The sequence below is a fragment of the Ruegeria sp. YTSA219 genome, from assembly GCF_059609985.1.
The window spans coordinates 38,545-56,993 of record NZ_JBXWMT010000020.1; the positions used below are offsets into that span (position 1 = coordinate 38,545).

Here is an 18,449-nt window from a genome sequence, read left to right on the forward strand (position 1 = left end):
AGCTCAAGTCAGTCATTGCGGCCTTCGGCTTCGAACACTTCGGCGATCTCTTTCTGAGTGAGATCCGCCTTGCGTCCTCCGGCAATGTTCACCTTCAACTGCGGCCGCGTTTGACCGCCAAGCGCTGTGAGAGCAGCGACGGTCGCCAAGTATCTGTCACGCAGAGGCAATTCCGGGCGGGCAAATTGCAGGCCGTAGGCAAAACCCACCAAGCCCTCGGCCATATCGGGCAATAGGTGTCCGTATCTTTCGTTCAGAGCATTTTCCATTCCAGGGTTCAGCCGTTCGGAAAGCTCCCGTCCTATGTCGGTTGTGGTTTGAGTCACGCCAAAGGCCTTCTTGATATGTCAGGTTCCGGTATTTGCGATCTGGTCGCGATTTTTATCATGGGCATCGCTGAATTCACGCACCAGGAAGTCAACGAACGCCCGTGTCTTCGGGGCCAGAATGCGCCGATCGGCAAACATCACGACGATGTCCGTGCTGGCCGGGGAATATTCGGGAATGACATGCACCAACTCGCCCGAGGAGAACCGCGGGTTCGCCATGTAGCAGGGCAATCGGGCGATCCCGATGCCAGCAAGTGCGGCGCGAAAGATCACGTCGGTGCTGTTGCCCTCGAAAGTCCCTTGTGCGTCAAAGCTGTCGTCACCGTCGTGCCACGTATTGCGACTGCTGCTGCCCGCGATCCGAAGGCAATCGTGATCGGCCAGATCTGCGAAACACTTCGGCGTTTCTCGGCGCTTCAGATAGGCAGGCGCGGCACAAAGCACCCGGCGGCTTTGCATGATGCGGCGAACAACGATGTCGGGATCCTTGCGCTGTTCAGCAAAGCAGATGGCAACGTCGAACCCTTCGCTTTGCAGATCGATTTCACGATCCGTCAAATCCAGCGAAATCTGGATGTCTGGGTTTTGCGCCATGAGGTCCGGCAAGGCGGGAATCAGCTGCGACTTTCCAAACGCGACGGTCGAGGCGATTTTCAGCTTGCCGCGCGGTGTGCCATCCATGTTCAGGATAAGCGCCTCGGCCTCTTTGAACTTTTCGGCCATCGCCTTGCATTTCTGATAGAGTTCATGGCCTTCCTCGGTCGGCGACACACCCGTCCGGGTCCGGTTTAGCAAGCGACAATGAACATGATCCTCAAGCAAACCAATCTGCTTGCTGACCGCCGAAGGGGTCTGCCCCATGGATCGCGCGGCGGCCGAGATGCTCCCACGCTCGACCACAGTCGCAAAAATCAACATTTGCGCTGAAATATCCATGTCCCACCACCTGCCTGTTCCACATTGGCACAGGGCCTATGCCAATTTCGGAAATTGTGAGCGCCACCAAACACTCCTATCTCTGCAGTGCGGCACAAATACCGCACCGCAGCAATAGACGAGGCGCGAACATGGCAATCACACGCTCAAGCAGTTGGCTGGACGCCGTTCTGGACGTCAGCCGCTTAATAATTCATCAAAATTGGGACGGTTTTCGCGACGCGCAGGCCAAACGGAAGATCTATCGCGACACCTACCACGAGCTTTCGATGCTCACCGACCGCGATCTGGCAGATCTGGGAATTCCCCGCAACGGCATCCAAAAACTGGCACTGGAGGCGGCTTATGGCGTTTAGTGTCCACTCAACCGCGACGATCCGACCTGACAAAGCCAACTTGGGCACGTTGTCCAACGCGATTTACAGATTTGCGGCAAGGTCCACAGCAACGGCGAAATCCGTTCTGAAGGCAATACATGCAGCCCGGATGATGTCGGTTTTGGCGAACATGAGCGATCGGCAATTGGCCGCGATCGGCATCACGCGCTCCGAGATTCCGCAGTACGCGGAACGGCTCATGGCGCAGGAAACAGACGGAAAAAGCCAAGACTAATGCGGCGGGCCCCAATCCGAGGATTGCTTGCAAACTTGAACACGAATTGCTGGTCCTCGCTCCTCCCAGAGTAAGCCAGCAAAAGCAGCGGCGACGAAAAATATCAACAGGGACCGCCAATGCTTTTGGGCCAGCACCTTCACCTCCTCCCGAAGATGCTGGCCCAATCCACGTCTGCAATCGGAGCGACAAGGCGATTGTCCATCTCAGACATCATCAAAACTTTGCCATTCGCCGACTCTATCCAGCTGACCAAAACGAGATCTGCGATCACTTTCGACGGCTCGACGCCGAGTCTCGGCGCGCGCGGTTCTGTGGGACTTTCAGCGACGAGAGTCTGACGACCTAAGTTCAGAGCATTCCTCATTATGACAGCATTCTCTGCGGCGCGTTTGCAAAAGGGCGTCGGAGGGGCGCCGCCGAACTCCGCGGTGACGACCAGACCGGATCTACAAAGACGGAAGCCGCCTTTTCTGTCGAACCTGATTGGCAAAACATCGGAATTGGTGATGCGCTGTTCGAGCGCATTATCGCAATCGCGCGGAAGTGGGGCATCAGTTCAATTGAATTGATGTGCCTGCGAGAGAACCGCCGCATGAGGCATCTTGCAGCAAAGCACAATGCTCGGCTGTGCATCGATCAGGGCGTTGCTAAAGCCGTTTTGCATCCAAACTGGTCATCACCCTCCTCCCAAGCCGCAGAAGTCGTTGGTGAAGTCAGGGGATTTCGCTTGTTCATTTGAGTGGGGGGAGAAACAAACGTTCCGAAACGTTGCGTTAGCACATACTCGAATACTCTCAAAGTCCCGCAAAGTGGACCAAGCACCGTTCTTGCCGGCTAGGCTCTCATCAAATGCCGGAAAGAGATCTAAGGTGCGACGCGACCTCGTCCGAACCGTGGCCGGCTTTCAGGCAGGCAAATACCACCGGCAGATCGCCCCGCATTCTCGCGGCGTCTCGGCGCATGACGTCCAAAGATGCCCCCACATGAGGGGCAAGGTCGGTTTTATTGATGACTAGGATGTCTGACCTGGTGATTGCGGGGCCACCCTTGCGTGGGATTTCCTCGCCTGCGGCCACGTCGATCACATAGATTGTCAGGTCCGCCAACTCCGGGCTGAAGGTGGCCGATAGGTTGTCGCCACCGGATTCGATCAGGACGACCTCGACGTCGGGGTGACGCAGCCGCATCTCGGCCACGGCAGCCAGGTTGATCGACGCGTCTTCGCGAATCGCCGTATGAGGACAGCCGCCGGTTTCCACTCCAATCACGCGATCAGACGGCAGGATTTGCATGCGCATCAGAGCTTCGGCGTCTTCTTGTGTGTAGATGTCGTTGGTGATGACGCCGATCGAGTGATCGTCTTTCAAAAGTTCGGCAAGCCTCGCGGTCAGGGTCGTCTTTCCTGCACCGACCGGGCCGCCGATACCGATGCGCAAAGGGCCGTTGAGTTGTGTCATGATTGGAAGAGCCTCGGTTCAAGAGTTTCGTGGGCCATCGCGGAGATGTCTGAGAAAAAGACGTTGCCAAAAACGTCCGTGGTGTCCGCATTTCTCGTGTCTTCGGCGACCTGAAGGCAAAAGGGCTGCAAGTTCAGGATCACCCGTTGACCGGCCGTCTGCCCGATGGGGCTCAGGCGGATGGCCGAGGAGGTCAGGTTTGCGACAAAGGCCTGCAGATAGAGAACGGCAGTCGTATCGATATCCAGCTCTGCCAATCTAGCGGCGCGACCGACGGCAACGGGCAACAGCATGTCAGGTAGCGCCAAACCCCAGACGGCGTTGACTGTAGCAACAAAGGCAGCGCCCTGCCTTTCAGCTTCGCGCAGACGCTCTTCGGCGATAGCAAAGGAACGTGCTTTCGCGTCCATCTCCAATGGGTCGTCGGCAGCATAAGCCAGCCGCATCCAGATCGCATCAGCGCGGCCTGAGCCATCACTCAGGCAATCTCTCAGCCAGTCTTCCAAACTGGTCGCGTCGGCGGCAATCCAACCCTCGTTGATCGCTGTTTCAAGTCCGTGCGAATAGGCGAAGGCCCCCACTGGAAACGCGGGCGACAGCCATTGGGTCAGCGTCAGTAAGTGCGCATCAATGGGCGTGGGCATGGGCCGAGTGTCCGTGATCATGCGCATGGGTGCGCCCGTGACCATAGGCGCCGCCTTCCGGAGTGAAGGGTTCGGTGACTTGGGTCACCGTGGCACCGAGGTGGCTCAGCATATGAGCGATGACGGGATCATCCTGGATCAAAAGGCGGGTCGCCTCGATCTGACAAGGTGTGTGGCGGTTGCCGATGTGCCAGGCGAGGCGGGGCAGGTCTTGCCCGGAAACGGCCAAGAGGTTTTCGGGTGCCGCCGTCACTTTGACCAGACGTCCATCGCCCAGTTCCAGCACGTCGCCATCGTTCAGGGATACGGTCTGTTCGAAGTCTGCGACAAAGGACCAGCCTTCGGTCGTTGTCAGTTTCTTTCGCCGGAAAAATCGGGCGTCATACGTCAACGCGCAGTCCGCCACCGCATTGTCTGATGTGCCAGCGGGATGGAGCGTTTGTGCAATGGGAATATCGGTCATGAGGCCTCAATACAGAAAATACCGCTGCGCCATGGGCAGCTCGGTTGCAGGTTGGCAGGTCAGCAATTCGCCATCAGCCCGCACCTCATAGGTTTCGGGGTGCACCTCGACCTCGGGCATGGCGTCGTTCAGGACAAGATCCGCTTTGCCGATACCGCGCGTGTTCTCCACCGGCAAACTTGTCTTGGCCAATCCAAGCGCATCTCCCAGTCCTTCGGAGTGTGCCGCCTCGGAAACAAAGGTCACGGCATTGGCTTCCAGCGACCGGCCAAAGGCCCCGAACATCGGGCGGGTATAGACCGGCTGCGGTGTCGGGATCGAAGCGTTTGGATCGCCCATCTGCGCACACACAATGCTGCCGCCCATAAGGATCATCTCAGGCTTCACACCGAAAAACGCCGGGTTCCATAGGACCAGATCGGCGCGTTTGCCTTCTTCGATCGAACCGATGTGCTTTGACAGCCCGTGCGCAATGGCCGGGTTGATCGTGTATTTCGCGATATAGCGACGGACGCGGAAATTGTCGTTGTCGCCGACCTCCTCGGCCAAGGCGCCCCGCTGTTTCTTCATCTTGTCAGCGGTTTGCCAGGTGCGAATGATCACTTCGCCCACACGCCCCATGGCCTGGCTGTCTGAAGCGATGATCGAGAACGCCCCCATGTCGTGCAGGATGTCTTCGGCGGCGATCGTCTCGCGCCGGGTGCGGCTTTCGGCGAAAGCCACATCCTCTGGGATGGATTTGTCCAGGTGATGGCAGACCATCAGCATGTCCAGGTGTTCGTCCACTGTATTGACCGTAAAAGGTCGGGTCGGGTTGGTCGACGACGGCAGAACATGGGCCTCGCCACAGATCTTGATGATGTCAGGGGCATGGCCGCCCCCAGCGCCTTCGGTGTGGAAGGCGTGGATGGTGCGGCCCCTTATGGCGGCGATGGTGTTTTCGACAAAGCCGGATTCGTTCAGCGTGTCGGTATGGATCATCACCTGAACGTCCATGTCGTCCGCCACAGATAGGCAACAGTCGATAGCGCCGGGCGTCGTGCCCCAATCCTCATGCAGCTTCAACGCGCAGGCACCGCCCTTGACCTGTTCCTCTAAAGCGGCGGGGAGCGACGCATTCCCCTTTCCCGCAAAGGCGAGGTTCATCGGAAACGCATCCGCCGCCTGCAGCATCCGCCCAATGTGCCACGGTCCCGGTGTGCAGGTCGTGGCCAGCGTGCCATGGGCCGGGCCAGTGCCGCCGCCCAGCATTGTGGTTAGACCAGAATACAGAGCATCCTCGATCTGTTGCGGGCAGATGAAATGAATGTGGCTGTCGAACCCACCGGCCGTCAGGATCTTGCCTTCGCCAGCGATGGCTTCAGTGCCAGGGCCGACGATGATGTCGACGCCGGGTTGTGTGTCTGGGTTGCCCGCCTTGCCGATCTTGTGGATCTTGCCGTCTTTCAAACCGACGTCCGCTTTGTAGATGCCGGTTGCGTCCACGATCAGCGCGTTGGTGATGACGGTATCCACCGCACCCTCGGCGCGCGTGGTCTGCGCCTGACCCATCCCGTCGCGGATCACCTTGCCGCCGCCGAATTTGACTTCTTCGCCGTAGGGGCCTGTCAGGTCCTTTTCCACTTCAATGATCAGGTCAGTATCGGCCAGCCGCAGCTTGTCGCCGGTGGTGGGGCCGAACATGGCGGCGTAGTCAGAGCGGGGGATTTGGGTGGGCATCAGAGATCTCCCATCACAAGCTGGTTGAACCCGAAGACACGCCGTGCGCCGCCAATCAGGATCAGTTGCACCTCGCGCCGTTGACCGGGTTCAAACCGCACGGCTGTCCCGGCTGCGATATCCAGACGCATGCCGCGTGCGGCGTCGCGGTCGAAATCGAGCGCCGCGTTGGCCTCGCCGAAATGGTAGTGTGAGCCGACCTGTACCGGTCGGTCGCCCGTATTGGCGACCATTAGCGTGATCGGCTCCGCCCCTGCGTTCAGAGTGACCTCACCCTCCGCCGGAAAGAGTTCGCCGGGGATCATTGGCGTCTCCGAACCCGGACTGCCTTGCGCTTGGCCATGAAGGCCGCCGCGCCAATCAACAGCAATGCGACGGGTACGGCCCAATCTGCTGAATGCCCATGCGGCAGGCTGGCAGGATGGGCCAAGGCGGGGGAAGCCAGAAACAAAGCGGGAATAGCGTAACGCATGAGAGACTCCTATCGGATGGGATTGTGGACGGTGACTAGCTTGGTGCCGTCCGGAAAGGTGGCTTCGACCTGCACTTCGTGGATCATCTCGGGAATGCCGGCCATGCAGTCGTCGCGGGTGATGACCTCGGCGCCTACCTCCATCATGTCGGCGACCGAGCTGCCATCGCGAGCGCCTTCGACGACCGTGTCGGTGATCAGCGCGATGGCCTCGGGGTGGTTCAACTTGACGCCACGGGCAAGGCGCTTGCGGGCCACTTCGGCAGCCATGGCGATCAGCAGTTTGTCTTTTTCGCGGGGGCTGAGTTGCATGGGTCAGAGTCTCCAGGATTTCGGCAGGGTGGTTTCGGTCAGGCGTTCCAGCACCGGCACCAGCCATTGGCGCAACAGATAGGAATCGGCGGCAAGAAGTCGGATGGTCAAAAGATCGGGCGCGACAAGGCTTGCGCCGCCGGTCTTTGGCAAAAGTTGCCGGACAATAGGCAAAAGCGCCTCGGCACGCGGGCCGAAGTAAAGGGCGCTGGCAAGGGCGGTCATGCCGCCTGCGATGGCCGGACGGTCAAGACTGGCGCTGATTGATCCGGTCAGGTTAATGCGGTCCCAATAGATCGGGCGACCATCGTGGCGCAGGGTGATCCGGTCGCGAAAACTGCCCGAGATACGGGTTTCGCCCATGGCGCGGCGACCGAAGACGACGGGTTCGACCAGCACGGCCTCGGCTCCGTCGGTGACGTCCACGTCAAGGCGACGGTTGAGACAACCACCGTCAAACATGATCAACTCTTGCGGCAACCAATGCAGTACCGCGCCCATGGCGACAGACAGGCGCGTGCTGACACACGCAGCGCCAGATGTGCTGCGATAGGCACGTTCTGCGGCTTGGGTTGTCAGGATCAGGTGGCTGTCCGGCCCGGCGCTGGCCGAAGCCTCAAACCGGTCGCCGCCTGTTAATCCGCCCGAAGTGTTCAGCACAATGGCTTCGACGGCATCCTTGCGACGCGGAAAAGCCACCTTGCTAGCGCCCGAGGTTCTGAAGCGGTCTATGCCCGTACGTCCGTCACGGCATTTGGTCGACAAGGTCATGGCACCGATGGATCTCGGGGCGGTGTTCGCCTCTCGTGATGCCAGATGTGGTTGACCCATGCGTCTGTCGCCCCCGGTACTCGACCCGCATGGTTCACCATGCAGATTGGGGTGTGATCCACCACTGCGCGCCGGGAAAAAGACCAATCCCAGAGTTCTGCCTATTTGCTGTGCGAAAATGACCCCACTCGCCCAGAAATTTGACAATTGCGAAACGCCGACACGGAAATGCCTGAATGACGTGTCGAACGGGTGACAGGGACTTCGTCTGTTAAGTGTGCGTTAGCCATAAGGCGGCAGAAAGCTTGATTGCTGACTTTTAGGTCTTCATGATCGGATCATGAGCAGTTTGAAAACCTTTCTGGTCCTGCTTCTTATCCTGCCGAAGCAAAGTCCGGCGGCAGATGATCCCCTGATGTCTTCATTCGCGGCATGTGCAGGACGGTTCTCGGCCGAGTTGGAACATGCCTGGCTTATGAATGATGACCGCACGGATCAGATCGCGCATCGCCGGGCGCAGTTCATCGACCTTCTGAACGCGACGGTGCCCGACGATCAACGACGTCATGCGCTTCACCTGCGTATCGACGCCAAGATGGCGCATGCGCAATTGCTGTCCGCCGCCAGATTCTCACACGATGCGGATCGCTCCCAATGGGCGGTGCGGCGTGCCCGGGCCGAGATCGTCTATTGCACAGGATTCTTGCTTGAAAGCTGAAGCGCCCAAAGATTTGGCGTTTCTTTCGCACAATAAAATGGCGAACCCGCGAAAGTCTGCGCAATTTTTGACGGATTGACGCCAGGGGCCGTTTTCCAACCCCCGCTGATCTCGCAGTCGCAGCAATTTCCATGGAACGACTTCTTCCGGGATCACACAAATCCCGTTGAACGTGCGATGGTGCTGGCCTTGCAATTCCAAAACACCACCGCACTCCGCAATTAGATTGCGTGGGGGGCATATGGGGGATCACACCCTTGAAAGCAACGCTTCCCCGCGCAGTGCCTGAAGGAAAACTGCGATGAAAAAGACACTTCTTAGTTCTGCTGCCGTCCTGGCCGCTTCGATGCTGCCGGCCATGGCGCAAGACTGCCCGATCAAGGTGGGAGTGCTGCACTCCCTGTCCGGAACCATGGCGATTTCAGAAACAACACTAAAAGACACGATGGAAATGCTGATCGAACAGCAAAACGCCAAAGGCGGCGTTCTGGGCTGCGAGTTGGAGGCCGTCGTGGTCGACCCGGCGTCGGACTGGCCGCTCTTTGCCGAAAAAGCGCGCGAGCTGATTTCGGTACACGAGGTTGACGTGATTTTCGGCAACTGGACATCCGTGTCGCGGAAATCGGTTCTACCTGTGATCGAAGAGTTGAACGGACTTCTGTTCTATCCGGTTCAATATGAAGGCGAGGAATCCTCAAAAAACGTCTTCTACACCGGTGCCGCCCCCAACCAGCAGGCAATCCCGGCGACGGATTACTTTCTGGAAGAACTTGGCGTTGAGAAATTCGCGCTTCTGGGCACCGACTATGTTTACCCCCGGACGACGAACAACATTCTGGAAAGCTATCTTCAGCAGAAGGGCATCGCCGAGGACGACATCTTCGTCAACTACACGCCCTTTGGTCATTCTGACTGGTCCAAGATCGTCTCGGACGTCGTGGCTCTTGGTGCGGATGGCAAGAAAGTCGGCGTGATTTCAACGATCAACGGCGACGCAAACGTGGGCTTCTACAAGGAACTCGCGGCTGCTGGCATCAGCGCCGACGACATTCCCGTCGTGGCCTTCTCGGTCGGCGAGGAAGAATTGTCGGGTCTCGACACCTCCAACCTTGTTGGTCACCTCGCAGCCTGGAATTACTTCCAGTCAGCAGACACCGATGCCAACGCCGAATGGGTCGAGGCCTGGAAAGCCCGCATGGGCGACGAGCGTGTGACGAATGACCCGATGGAGGCGCATTACATCGGCTTCAACATGTGGGTGAATGCGGCGACCGAAGCAGGTACCACCGATGTCGATGCCGTGCGCACCGCCTTGTACGGGCAGGAATTCCCGAACCTGACTGGTGGCACCGCTGTCATGCTGCCGAACCACCACTTGGCCAAGCCGGTTCTGATCGGCGAGATCACCGAGGATGGTCAGTTCGACATCATCAGCCAGACGGAGGAAGTGCCGGGCGATGCCTGGACGGATTTCCTGCCGGAATCGGCGGTGCTGAAATCCGATTGGGCGGAACTCGATTGCGGGATGTACAACACCGAAACGTCGTCCTGCGTTCAGATCAAGTCGAACTACTAAGCATGGTGGGTTGAAATCCCACCCTACGGGTGCGGCGCATGTCGCCCCCAGAACGCCTTACGGGGGCTGAACTATCCATGTCGCTTATACGTCGGTTCAACATCGGTTTCATGTCGGTGCTTCTGTGCGCTCTTGCCTTGCCACTTTCGGCGCAGAACGCCGAGGCGCCGATCCAGCAACTTTTGCAAGAACATAGCGAAATCATCGCCAAATCCTCGCGCAAGACCATCGGTCCTGCCATCGACGCGCTTGCCGCCAGTGGTCTGGCCGAGGCCCAGGTCGTGCTGGAACGCTGGCAAAACAAAGAGATGTGGCGCGACAAGGACACCGGGCTTTTCGTCTATGGCGAAGCCTCGGGCAAGGAATTGACGGCGTTCGACTTTGCCGATGGCGCGGAACTTGGCACTTTCGTTGCCCGTGACTTCAAACAGTTGAAACCCAACAGCGGCATTCGCGGCATGATCGGCGCGGCCCTGGTGCAATTCCAACTATCAGGGTCTTTTGCCGAAAAGATGCAGGCCCTGAATGCGATCGAGCGTGACTCGGAGGCGTCCCATCTTGTGGCCCTGACCAAAGTTCTGCCCGACGAAACGGACCAGTCTGTGCAAAGTCGCATGGAACGCCTTCAGGGGCTTTTGACAATCCGCTTCGGCGCGACCGACGAGGAGAGGATTGCTGCCATCCAGCAATTTGACGGCGATCTTGGTGTCGATGTCCGGGCCGCATTGAACCCGCTTTTGGCCGTGAAAGTCGAGGCTTCGGCACAAGCACCCGAGGGCGATGACATCGCCCGCATCCTGACCGTCGGCAGCGACGACCTGCCGCGCGAGTCCGCCTATGACCTTCTGGTTGCCGCCGATCTGGCGAAACCCCGGATCAACCGGTACGACAAGCGGAACGCGCTTTTGGCGAACATCTCGGAGGGATCGGTCGCGGGGGTTCAGGTGGCGACGCTGAACAGCGAAGACGCACGCGACCTTGCTTATGAAGCTTTGGCCGAACAGGGCGTGGTAAACCCTGTGGCCACCGAAGCCGAGGTGGATGAAACCCTGGCAGGCTTCACGTTCTACGAACGCTACAGCGGCTCGCCTTCATTGGCCGTTGCCGCGGCGGCGGTGCTGACGGGCATCGAAAACAAGGTGGCATTTAACCAGGCATTTGACCTTGGCCTTGACGCCCTGTCGCTCGCTTCGATCTACTTTCTTGCCGCCATCGGTCTTGCTATCACCTTTGGCGTGATGCGCGTGATCAACATGGCCCATGGCGAGTTCATCATGATGGGCGCCTACACCGGCTACGTCGTCCAGCAGATCATCCCGGATTACACGATTTCCATTATCGTCGCCTTGCCGCTGGCCTTTGCCGTCACCTTCGGCGCAGGGGTCACGATGGAACGGCTAGTGATCCGCCACCTCTACCATCGCCCGCTGGAGACGCTTCTGGCGACTTTCGGGATTTCCATTGCCCTGCAACAGATCGCCAAGAACATCTTCGGCACGCAAGCGCGGCCCCTCACCTCGCCCGGCTGGCTGGACGGATCGCTGGTGTTCAATGACATCGTGTCGATCAGCTATATCCGGATCGCAATTTTCGTTTTGGCGCTTTTGTTCATGGCGCTATTCCTTTTCGTCATGAACCGCACTCGATTGGGGCTGGAAGTGCGGGCGGTGACACAGAACCCCCGCATGGCGGCCTCGATGGGGATCAACCCCGACAGGATCAACATGCTGACCTTCGGCTTCGGCTCGGGTATTGCCGGGATAGCGGGTGTGGCGATTGGGCTTTACGCCAAAGTGACCAGCGAGATGGGCGCGGACTATATCGTGCAAAGCTTCATGACCGTGGTCGTGGGCGGCGTTGGCAACATCTGGGGCACGCTTCTGGGCGCGACCATGGTTGGCTCGCTGCAAAAAGGGATCGAATGGCTGAACCCCTCGAACACACTGGCCGCACAGACCTATATGATCCTCTTCATCATCCTCTTCATCCAATTCCGGCCGCGCGGGATCATCGCGCTTAAAGGCCGGGCGGCGGAGGCATGAGCATGGCGGAACTGACAGCAGGCCCTGTGCGTCGCACACCTTTCGTGGTGCGTTATCCGTCGGTGCTTATCTTTCTGGCCTGTCTGGGGCTGTTCACCCTGGGCGTGACGATCCTGTCCGAAGGGTTCGGTATCGGCGTCATCTCGACCAGTTTCGTCAAGACCCTGGGCAAGACCCTGTGCCTCTGCCTCGTCGCGCTGGCGATGGATCTGGTCTGGGGCTATTGCGGTATCCTGTCCCTTGGGCATATGGCCTTCTTCGGAATGGGCGGTTACGCGATAGGCATGTGGCTGATGTACGAGCGGACGCGTCTGATCGTCGTCGAGAGCCTCGCCGCCGGAGGGCTGCCGCCAACGCCCGAAGAGGTCTCCAGCGGGATCGCTGGCCAGATCTTCGGTGTCGTCGGAGCCTCGGAATTTCCGCCGATCTGGGCCTTTGCCCATTCTCTGCCGCTGCAACTGGCCGCCGTCGTACTGGCGCCGGGGCTTCTGGCGCTGGTCTTTGGCTGGCTGGCCTTCCGCAGCCGGGTGACAGGTGTGTACCTTTCGATCCTGACGCAGGCGATGACGCTGGCGCTGTCACTGTACCTGTTCCAAAACGACAGCGGATTGCGCGGCAACAACGGTCTGTCAGGCCTGCAGAACCTGCCGGGGTTGGAGAGCACTAGTCAGGCCATCGTTTCGGTCTGGTTCCTTTGGGCCTCGGCCCTGGCTCTGGGACTTGGATACGTGCTGGCGACTTGGATGGTATCGGGCAAGTTCGGCTCGGTCCTGCGCGGCATTCGGGACGACGAAGCGCGGGTGCGCTTCCTTGGCTATCCAGTCGAGGCGTTCAAGCTGTTTGTCTTCACCGTATCGGCCGTGCTCGCTGGCATTGCAGGCGCAATCTACTACCCACAGGCGGGCATTATCAACCCGGCGGAACTGGCGCCGATTGCCTCGATCTATCTGGCGGTCTGGGTGGCCATCGGCGGGCGTGGGCGATTGTACGGAGCCGTGATCGGCGCGGCTTTCGTCTCGCTCTTGTCGACCTGGTTTACCGGCGGGCAAGCCCCTGACCTGAACATCGCCGGGTATCGCATTCAATGGGTCGATTGGTGGACCGTCCTGTTGGGGCTGTCCTTCGTGGCGGTTACGCTTTTCGCACCGAAAGGCATTGGAGGGCTGTTCGACGCCTTGGCAGCGCGTCGCAACCCCAATCGGCATGGGCGCGACCTGGGGCCGGGCCACGGTTCTTTGAGAGAAAAGGAGGCAGATGCATGAGCGCGCTTCTTGAAGTCTCGGGCGTGTCGGTCAGCTTTGACGGGTTCAAGGCGCTGAACAACCTGTCGTTCAGCATTGACAGGGCCGAATTGCGGGCGGTCATCGGCCCGAACGGCGCGGGCAAGACCACCTTCATGGATGTGGTGACCGGCAAAACCCGGCCTGACGAGGGCCATGTGCTTTGGGGCGAACCGCCCGTGTCCTTGCTGGGCAAATCGGAAAGCAAGATCGCCATGGAAGGGGTCGGGCGCAAGTTCCAGCGACCCACGGTGTTTGAGGATCAGACAGTTCAAGACAACCTGATGATGGCGCTGAAAAAGTCGCGGTCGCCGCTGGCCGTGCTGCTGTTCAAACCCGAAACACCGGACTTTGCCCGGGTCGAAGAACTGGCGGATGTCATTGGGCTGGACGCGGTTCTGTCACGGAAATCTGGCGAGCTGTCCCACGGGCAAAAGCAATGGTTGGAGATCGGGATGCTCTTGGCACAGGAACCGAAGCTGTTGCTAGTGGACGAACCTGCGGCAGGCATGACGACCGCAGAACGTCAGAAGACCACGCAAATTCTGCGGGACGCGGCGAAGACCCGCGCTGTCGTCGTAGTGGAACACGACATGGATTTCGTGCGGCGTTTGGATTGCAAAGTGACCGTGCTGCACGAAGGCTCGGTTCTGGCCGAAGGCTCGATCGATCACGTCACCAAGAACCAGCAAGTCATCGAGGTGTACCTTGGCCGATAGTTTCCTCAGCATCCGCGATCTGACGCTGCACTATGGCGGCAGCCAAATTTTGAACGGCGTGGATTTCGACGCGGCCCAGGGCGAGGTCACCTGCTTGATGGGCACTAATGGCGTAGGCAAGACGTCGCTGTTAAAGGCGCTGGCGGGCACCCATCCCCGGTCGGGGGGCGACTATGATCTGGACGGCCAAAGCATCGGAAAGCTGAAGGCCTTTGACCTTGCGCGGAAGGGCGTTGCCTATGTGCCCCAGGGGCGCGAGATCTTTCCGTTTTTGACGGTGCAGGAAAACCTTGAGACGGGATTTGCCTGCCTGCCAAGTGGCGAACGCAAGGTGAAGGACGAGATTTTTGATCTGTTCCCCATTCTGAAGAAGTTCCTGCAACGGCGGGGCGGTGACCTTTCAGGCGGCCAGCAACAGCAACTGGCGATCGCGCGCGCGCTGGTGTCGAACCCGAAAGTGCTTCTTCTGGATGAACCGACCGAAGGTATCCAGCCGAACGTCATCCAGCAGATCGGCGGCACCATCCGCATTCTGAAGGAACGCGGGAACATCGCGATCGTCCTAGTCGAACAGTATCTGTCCTTCGCCTATGATCTTGGGGATGCCTTCGTCGTGATGGAGCGCGGTGCCGTCAAACTGAGCGCGCGAAAGCCGGAACTATCACTCGAAAAGCTGACCGCCAGCACGTCTTTGTAGTACGCAATGGCAGGGTGATCTGTATACTATTCTTCCCTTCATAACCGGTTTTACCGCTTCAAGGCCGTAAGTCTGTTCCAAACCGGCGAACGGCAAGTGCCATTCGCCGACGCGGGTCAGATTTCAATCTGCTCCGCAATAGTGAGAGCATCTTCCAACTCAACGCCAAGGTAACGCACTCTACTGTCAATCTTAGTGTGACCCAGCAAAAGCTGCACTGCGCGGAGATTCCCTGTCTTACGGTAAATCTCCGCTGCTTTGGTTCGGCGGAGTGAATGGGTCCCGTAACCGCTCGACTCCAATCCAATCGCAGTCACCCAATCTCTGACAAGCCGACCATGCTGACGCGTTGAGATATGGGGTCGCTCGAGGAAACGGCTCGGAAACATGAAGCTACAGCCCATCATCTTTGGCGACTTGACCCAAGCATGAACCGTATCCTGTGTGTTTTCCGTCAGTTCGAATTGTACTGGTTTCTTGGTTTTGCTCTGGACCACTGAAACCCGTTCTCGAGCACGGATCGCCGAGGCCGAGGGACTGGTCGTTTCTGGCCGATGATCCGACCCTTGTTTCATGCTCTGCGCTTTGGGGTGACTGCGGGAAGTTGAACTCTAGGCATAATGTGCCCTCCAATCCGCCCTCCGCATCCAATCATCGGCACCACGCCAACGAGACAATTGTACAATCGAATCGGATGCCTGCTGTCCGAAGCCCACTCTACTTGAGTTCTCGGTGCATGCATTGAACCGCTTTGAGTTCGTTGGCGGACATAGGTTGTGATGCACCCCAGAACGGAATCAAGGCGCGTCAGCCCCACCGTGGAAGCACCGGTCCGGTGGGCCGACGCTTTCACGGATTTTCACGGATCACTGCTTCAGTCCACAACCTGTGAATCCGGGCGCACATTCTTGCTAGGCAATATGTGAATGGCCGAATTCAGCGCTGTGCCGTAACACAAGAATTCGTGCGTGCGCAGAGATTTCCGTGTTGCGAGCGTACGCAGCGAAAAAACCCGAGGTACAGGTTGGGCTCGCTGCCGCCATTCTCCGCGGTGGTCATCGATTGGTGGTAAGAGCCCTTACCTGCTGTCGACCGAGTTTCGGACTTTTGCATGTGCGGCACGTAGCGAACCGCACATTCCGGACGTTCAGACCCGAGCGGCAAATGGTAGGTGAGCGGACTAAGCCGCCACTCGCCGCACCGTCCACTAAGAAGCGCTCCGCGAACTTTGCGGACCCTGGAACAGCCTTTGACACAACAATTTGGAACGCCGCAGTTAACCGCGTGCACACCAGCATTGATTTCGAAAAGGTCCCAATGCCATCATCTTCTAAAAGTAGGAGGGGATTAGATGTGGAAACCAATCATATTTGCTTTTTTGATTGTCGTGACTGGTGCCGCAGCGGCTATGTCGCACGATGTGCGGGATCCAGCGGCTTTGCAAAAACCGCTTATTCAGGACTTGCTAACCGAGTCGCTCAAAAGCACTGAGGGCTTGGAGGTTGTCGTGAGCCATGTTGCCCTACCACCAAACCTCACTTTACCAATGCATTGGCATCCCGGTGAAGAATTTGCCTACATTCTGCGGGGCAGCGTCACCCTCATCCTAGACGGCGAAGGCGAACAAGAAGCTTTTTCAGGTGACGTTGGCGTCGTTCCGTTGAAGAAAGTGCACACCGCTCGCTCAGGGGACGAAGGGGCAACCATTTTGGTGTTCCGTGTCCATGAGGAGGGCCAGCCAGGCAGAGTTTTGGTCAGCGACTGATTTTCAAGACAAAGGCGAAACATCCTTTACCGAATGCATGGTTGTCGGAACCGGGGGGGTGCCGTTTGCCTTCACACTTGCAACCCTGCTTTTTTCCACCCGCTGCGCCAGCGATCAGCGCAGGTTGGAATAGAGAATAATGGTAAACGTGTTGTCTCGGTTATCGAAGCCGCATTCGGAGCGATTTCGTTCAATTTGACAGCCGCTGTTTTTGCCGCATCTATGTCATCGAGCTCAGCAAGCGAGGCAATCAGCATCAGGTGGCTCATCAGGAAGGTTGCACGCACAGACAAGGCTTCGCGACAGGCCTGCGCGGCTTCCTCATAACGTCCCAAGTGAAACAAGGCGGCACCCTGTCCCATGAAAGCGGCGTGCCGCAATGGATCACCCGGGCTGAGTTCGACAGACCGGACTGCATGTTCCAGCGCCTTGTCAGGGCGATTCAGCAAATAAAGATTTGCAGCGGCGAGCATGTGGACCGTCGCCGCGTTGGGATTTTCCGACAATGCTTCCTTAAAGGCTGTCCGCGCGCGGGACAGGTCTTGTGCCAGCATAGAGATCGAATGTGCGGCATAAGCCTTTGCAATGCCGTCCGCGCGATCGCTCCGCAGCACCTGCTCTGCGGCCGCGACAGCTGACTTGGGTCCCTGATCTACAGGTTCCAAACCTTGCACTAGACGTTGGATATGAAGCCATGCTAGCAAGCCCGCTGCGGAGGCGTATTCCGGATCTCGATCCAAAGCCAGTTTTGTCAGTCGTATTGCCTCTATGTTGTCTTGGTCAGTCAGCAAGTGGAAATGTGATAATGCTCGGAGGTAGAGCTCGTATGCCTGTAAGTCCTTGGTGGGTTTTGCACGCGCACGATTTGTTTCAGCGTGCCGCACCGATGGTTCAATAGCTGTAACTACGTCTTCGGTGACTTGATCTTGAAGATCAAAGATGTCGTCGAGCACACCGTCAAAGCGGTCCGCCCACAAATGGCTCCCATTTTCGGTATCTATGAGCTGTCCCGTGATGCGGACGCGCTGCCCGGAACGCCGAACGGAGCCTTCCAGTACATACCGAACCCCTAAGTCGCGGCCCATGTCGCGGATGTCCGTGCTTTTCCCCTTATAAGCAAAAGAAGAGTTTCGTGCGACGACCATCAACCAACGAAACCGAGATAGCTCAGTTATGATGTCTTCCGTTATGCCATCGGCAAAGAACTCCTGCTCCGGATCACCCGACATATTGTCGAATGGGAGCACTGCGATTCCCGGCCTCACATCCGCTTTGATCGCGAGATTGGCTTTCGTACCCTTTGGCCAACACCAGATTCCAACATGCCGCGTGATGTTTTTCAGTTCGGTTTGCTCTCCGCCGTCGAATAATCCCGCATCGTTACGGTCAAGGCTGTTATGTGACGTATCTGAAAAGAGCACTTGTCCCGGCTTCGCGAGAGCCTCCAGACGCGCCGCAACATTGATGCCGTCGCCGAAAATGTCATCGCCATCGGTTACCACTTCCCCTGTGTGAACCCCGATGCGCAGTTTGATGTGGTCAGGTCTGTGGGCGGACTGAACTGCAATCGCGCAAGCTGCTGCTTCAGATGGTGATTGAAACTCGACGATCCAGCCGTCGCCCATGCTTTTGATCAGTGAACCATTGGTATCTTCCACGATCGGGAGAAACGTGTCCTCGCGGAAGGTCTTTAATGCAGCGACTGTGCCAGTACGGTCCTGATCCATCAGCGCGGAATAGCCCACAATGTCGGCGGCCAATACCGTCGTGAGACGTCTTCCCATTCACCCCTCCTCTTTGCAATGAAGTTAGCTCGGTGGGTTGCTTCTGTCAGCCCATTCGTCAGATTTTGAAAAGCCGTAGGCTCCAGACTCATTGATTTACAGCCAGAATAGGACTGTAGCAGCGAGAGCGATGGCCGAGAGGAATACCTT

At 58.2% G+C, this 18,449-nt stretch carries 21 protein-coding genes and 1 pseudogene; 10 read left to right on the plus strand and 12 right to left on the minus strand.

Features of this window, described 5'->3' with window-relative positions; all coding sequences use genetic code 11:
* Positions 1–8: 8 nt before the first annotated feature.
* Positions 9–326, minus strand: coding sequence for a carboxymuconolactone decarboxylase family protein (locus AC2FFB_RS19040; RefSeq protein ID WP_281995615.1), 318 nt, complete (start codon positions 324–326; stop codon positions 9–11).
* Positions 327–347: 21 nt separating this feature from the next.
* Positions 348–1,265: a LysR family transcriptional regulator gene (locus AC2FFB_RS19045; RefSeq protein ID WP_496875307.1), complete on the minus strand. Its 918-nt coding sequence runs from the start codon at positions 1,263–1,265 to the stop codon at positions 348–350.
* Between the two features lie 131 nt (positions 1,266–1,396).
* Here AC2FFB_RS19045 and AC2FFB_RS19050 point away from each other — a divergent pair, with 131 nt between their 5' ends.
* The 3 genes from AC2FFB_RS19050 to AC2FFB_RS19060 all read left to right on the plus strand — a co-directional run bounded on the left by AC2FFB_RS19050 (position 1,397) and on the right by AC2FFB_RS19060 (position 2,619).
* The gene (locus AC2FFB_RS19050; protein ID WP_496690079.1) at positions 1,397–1,621 is read left to right on the plus strand and encodes a YjiS-like domain-containing protein; all 225 of its coding nucleotides are present in this window, start codon (positions 1,397–1,399) and stop codon (positions 1,619–1,621) included.
* The gene (locus AC2FFB_RS19055) at positions 1,611–1,877 is read left to right on the plus strand and encodes a DUF1127 domain-containing protein (protein ID WP_496714116.1); all 267 of its coding nucleotides are present in this window, start codon (positions 1,611–1,613) and stop codon (positions 1,875–1,877) included. Before AC2FFB_RS19050 ends, AC2FFB_RS19055 begins: the two co-directional genes overlap by 11 nt.
* A 376-nt stretch (positions 1,878–2,253) precedes the next feature.
* Positions 2,254–2,619, plus strand: a complete 366-nt coding sequence (locus AC2FFB_RS19060; protein ID WP_496875310.1) for a GNAT family N-acetyltransferase — start codon at positions 2,254–2,256, stop codon at positions 2,617–2,619.
* 106 nt (positions 2,620–2,725) lie between these two features.
* On the opposite strand, the gene ureG is transcribed toward AC2FFB_RS19060, so the two are convergent.
* Genes ureG through AC2FFB_RS19100 form a run of 8 tightly spaced genes read right to left on the minus strand, consistent with a single transcriptional unit; the run spans position 2,726 to position 7,778 of the window.
* Positions 2,726–3,337 (minus strand): urease accessory protein UreG, encoded by a 612-nt coding sequence (gene ureG, locus AC2FFB_RS19065; RefSeq protein WP_271952430.1) that lies wholly within the window; start codon positions 3,335–3,337, stop codon positions 2,726–2,728.
* Positions 3,334–3,981: an urease accessory protein UreF gene (locus AC2FFB_RS19070; protein ID WP_496714115.1), complete on the minus strand. Its 648-nt coding sequence runs from the start codon at positions 3,979–3,981 to the stop codon at positions 3,334–3,336. The genes ureG and AC2FFB_RS19070 overlap by 4 nt, the downstream gene beginning before the upstream one ends.
* Positions 3,965–4,444 (minus strand): urease accessory protein UreE, encoded by a 480-nt coding sequence (locus AC2FFB_RS19075; protein WP_271952427.1) that lies wholly within the window; start codon positions 4,442–4,444, stop codon positions 3,965–3,967. Before AC2FFB_RS19075 ends, AC2FFB_RS19070 begins: the two co-directional genes overlap by 17 nt.
* A 6-nt stretch (positions 4,445–4,450) precedes the next feature.
* Complete coding sequence (gene ureC / locus AC2FFB_RS19080; RefSeq protein ID WP_496875308.1) at positions 4,451–6,163, minus strand: urease subunit alpha; 1,713 nt, start codon at positions 6,161–6,163, stop codon at positions 4,451–4,453.
* Entirely contained in the window at positions 6,163–6,468 is a 306-nt protein-coding gene (locus AC2FFB_RS19085) for an urease subunit beta (protein ID WP_496690076.1), read from the minus strand. The genes ureC and AC2FFB_RS19085 overlap by 1 nt, the downstream gene beginning before the upstream one ends.
* Entirely contained in the window at positions 6,465–6,635 is a 171-nt protein-coding gene (locus AC2FFB_RS19090) for a hypothetical protein (protein WP_271952425.1), read from the minus strand. The genes AC2FFB_RS19085 and AC2FFB_RS19090 overlap by 4 nt, the downstream gene beginning before the upstream one ends.
* Positions 6,636–6,644: 9 nt before the next feature.
* On the minus strand, positions 6,645–6,947 hold the full coding sequence (locus tag AC2FFB_RS19095) for an urease subunit gamma (RefSeq protein ID WP_271952423.1): 303 nt from the start codon (positions 6,945–6,947) through the stop codon (positions 6,645–6,647).
* Between the two features lie 3 nt (positions 6,948–6,950).
* A complete protein-coding gene (locus AC2FFB_RS19100; RefSeq protein WP_496690075.1) occupies positions 6,951–7,778 on the minus strand; it encodes an urease accessory protein UreD in 828 nt (275 codons plus the stop codon).
* Between the two features lie 280 nt (positions 7,779–8,058).
* On the opposite strand from AC2FFB_RS19100, the gene AC2FFB_RS19105 reads away from it, so the two are divergent.
* The 6 genes from AC2FFB_RS19105 to urtE all read left to right on the plus strand — a co-directional run bounded on the left by AC2FFB_RS19105 (position 8,059) and on the right by urtE (position 14,750).
* Positions 8,059–8,436, plus strand: a complete 378-nt coding sequence (locus AC2FFB_RS19105) for a hypothetical protein (RefSeq protein WP_496875309.1) — start codon at positions 8,059–8,061, stop codon at positions 8,434–8,436.
* A gap of 301 nt (positions 8,437–8,737) precedes the next feature.
* Entirely contained in the window at positions 8,738–10,012 is a 1,275-nt protein-coding gene (urtA, locus tag AC2FFB_RS19110; protein ID WP_142639068.1) for an urea ABC transporter substrate-binding protein, read from the plus strand.
* A 110-nt stretch (positions 10,013–10,122) separates the two neighbouring features.
* Positions 10,123–12,054, plus strand: a complete 1,932-nt coding sequence (gene urtB / locus AC2FFB_RS19115) for an urea ABC transporter permease subunit UrtB (protein WP_496875311.1) — start codon at positions 10,123–10,125, stop codon at positions 12,052–12,054.
* Between the two features lie 2 nt (positions 12,055–12,056).
* Positions 12,057–13,316 (plus strand): urea ABC transporter permease subunit UrtC, encoded by a 1,260-nt coding sequence (gene urtC / locus AC2FFB_RS19120; protein ID WP_142639070.1) that lies wholly within the window; start codon positions 12,057–12,059, stop codon positions 13,314–13,316.
* Complete coding sequence (gene urtD, locus AC2FFB_RS19125) at positions 13,313–14,053, plus strand: urea ABC transporter ATP-binding protein UrtD (RefSeq protein ID WP_142639072.1); 741 nt, start codon at positions 13,313–13,315, stop codon at positions 14,051–14,053. Before urtC ends, urtD begins: the two co-directional genes overlap by 4 nt.
* Entirely contained in the window at positions 14,043–14,750 is a 708-nt protein-coding gene (urtE, locus tag AC2FFB_RS19130) for an urea ABC transporter ATP-binding subunit UrtE (protein ID WP_142639074.1), read from the plus strand. Before urtD ends, urtE begins: the two co-directional genes overlap by 11 nt.
* A gap of 116 nt (positions 14,751–14,866) precedes the next feature.
* Here the strand turns inward: urtE and AC2FFB_RS19135 are convergent.
* A pseudogene (locus tag AC2FFB_RS19135) lies at positions 14,867–15,309 on the minus strand (tyrosine-type recombinase/integrase).
* A gap of 792 nt (positions 15,310–16,101) precedes the next feature.
* Between AC2FFB_RS19135 and AC2FFB_RS19140 the strand changes: the two are divergent.
* A complete protein-coding gene (locus AC2FFB_RS19140; protein WP_142639076.1) occupies positions 16,102–16,515 on the plus strand; it encodes a cupin domain-containing protein in 414 nt (137 codons plus the stop codon).
* A 71-nt stretch (positions 16,516–16,586) separates the two neighbouring features.
* Here the strand turns inward: AC2FFB_RS19140 and AC2FFB_RS19145 are convergent, their stop codons facing one another.
* Positions 16,587–18,275 carry an adenylate/guanylate cyclase domain-containing protein gene (locus AC2FFB_RS19145; RefSeq protein WP_496690069.1) on the minus strand — a complete coding sequence of 563 codons (1,689 nt, stop codon included), beginning with the start codon at positions 18,273–18,275 and terminating at the stop codon, positions 16,587–16,589.
* Positions 18,276–18,449 lie beyond the last annotated feature (174 nt).